The 1,471-nt window shown below is 44.0% G+C and carries 2 protein-coding genes and 2 pseudogenes; 1 reads left to right on the forward strand and 3 read right to left on the reverse strand.

Annotated features, from left to right (window positions below; translation table 11 throughout):
- A pseudogene (locus FEK50_RS22860) lies at window positions 1-342 on the reverse strand (hypothetical protein); the annotation flags it as partial.
- On the opposite strand from FEK50_RS22860, the gene FEK50_RS22865 reads away from it, so the two are divergent.
- The gene (locus FEK50_RS22865) at window positions 341-556 is read left to right on the forward strand and encodes a SymE family type I addiction module toxin (protein ID WP_131162215.1); all 216 of its coding nucleotides are present in this window, start codon (window positions 341-343) and stop codon (window positions 554-556) included. The pseudogene FEK50_RS22860 and the gene FEK50_RS22865 sit on opposite strands and share 2 nt — an antisense overlap.
- A 46-nt stretch (window positions 557-602) precedes the next feature.
- On the opposite strand, the gene FEK50_RS22870 is transcribed toward FEK50_RS22865, so the two are convergent.
- Both FEK50_RS22870 and FEK50_RS24625 read right to left on the reverse strand, forming a co-directional pair.
- On the reverse strand, window positions 603-1,016 hold the full coding sequence (locus FEK50_RS22870) for a hypothetical protein (protein WP_016262914.1): 414 nt from the start codon (window positions 1,014-1,016) through the stop codon (window positions 603-605).
- A 329-nt stretch (window positions 1,017-1,345) separates the two neighbouring features.
- Window positions 1,346-1,471, reverse strand: a pseudogene (locus tag FEK50_RS24625) (RHS repeat-associated core domain-containing protein); the annotation flags it as partial.

Here is a 1,471-nt window from a genome sequence, read left to right on the forward strand (position 1 = left end):
CCCGCTGCCGTAGTAAAGATGGCTGAGATGCTGCCCGTCCGGCAGGGTAATGTCGGTGGGATTGCCCAGCGCGTCACGCCGGTACTTTATGCTGCCGTGCACGCTGTGCTCTGCCGTCAACCACCCGCTGCGGTCATAATCAAAGCGCACCCTGTCCGCCTGCATGTGGTGCAGCCGTTCCCCTTCTTCCGTCGGGGTGAGCGTCACTTCCGTTATCTGGTCAAGACGGTTGTAGCTGAAGGTCCGTGTACTGTGCTGCGTGTTACTGCGCAACAGGCGGCCCAGCGCATCACGCTCCTGCCGCTCATTACTCACCCCACCTTCTGTGCCCTGCGTCTGGATGATGACCGGATACCCGCCCGCATTCAGCGCAAAATGGCTGAGAGAAGCGGGATTTGAGATCGGCACGGGCGTTACCGTGAAGATCTCGGAGGGTTGCCTGATCCTGCTTGCGGATAACAACGAAGTACATGAACTGCGCAGGGAACTTTATCATGTTAAACAGGCAGTTAAGGGGATGCGTGACGGGATGTTTAGTGTGCTGAATGAGAGTTAAAAAATAAAAAAGCCGGAAAATCATTAACCTTCCGGCATTTTTTGTTTCAATCATTGCCCTGAGCAAAATCTATAGCATCTATTACCCTCTGATTCTTTTTGTTAGCTAATAAAAAACCTGACCAACTTAATATGTCTTCAAGTTTATCTTTACCGAGAATTTCCTTTATATCAGATAGCATAACTTCAAGATCTGCCACATGATCTTTAGCGTTATTAGAAAGATCAAGGGAAAGATAGCGTCTTTTTAATAAATTAAGTGCATTATCTGGAGCAACGTGTAAAAGAATTTCGAATGCTTTTAATTGAAATATTTTATTAGTTACTAAAAACTCCAATATTGAAATATCTTCAGGAGATAAGAACTGGTTAAAGTCATTTTGCTTTCCATTATAACTTCTTATGTCATGCCATAATTGGTTATATATGTCACTGAACTGTTTTAAGGTATCACTTAACATTTCCTGACTTTCCCTCGATTGACTATATCTGCTGGATCGACATTATCTTTAATTTTCCAGTCCATTACACCACCTTTCGTTTTTCCTTTTAATTCAACATTTTTCTTTGTGGTATCAATATCAACATAATAGTCAGCACCTAAAGCCCCAGTGCTTCTTTTTATCGCATCAGGGTTTTTAGGATCAACTTTAACAGAGGTGACGCTTATTCCTCCTCGAGGATCTGTTGGATCAAATACAAAACCATTTTTAAGGAAATCTTTATATTCAGCTTTTGACATAAAACGGCGAACTATTCCAGGATTTTGAGGTACGCCATTTACAAGACCGCTACCACTTAATCCAAGTGGATCAATCCACCCCAGCGGATTCGGCGCGTATTGGTAGAGATTTATTCCACCAAGCAACCCTATCGGATCCTGGCTGATAAACCGCCCGCACTCCGGCGCATAATA

This window comes from Escherichia sp. E2586 (genome assembly GCF_005781105.1).
Taxonomy (GTDB): domain Bacteria; phylum Pseudomonadota; class Gammaproteobacteria; order Enterobacterales; family Enterobacteriaceae; genus Escherichia.

Coding starts and splice junctions, on each gene's coding strand:
- FEK50_RS22865 (WP_131162215.1), top strand. CDS start 341: ATGATGACCGGATACCCGCCCGCATTCAGCGCAAAATGGCTGAGAGAA.
- FEK50_RS22870 (WP_016262914.1), bottom strand. CDS start 1,016: ATGTTAAGTGATACCTTAAAACAGTTCAGTGACATATATAACCAATTA.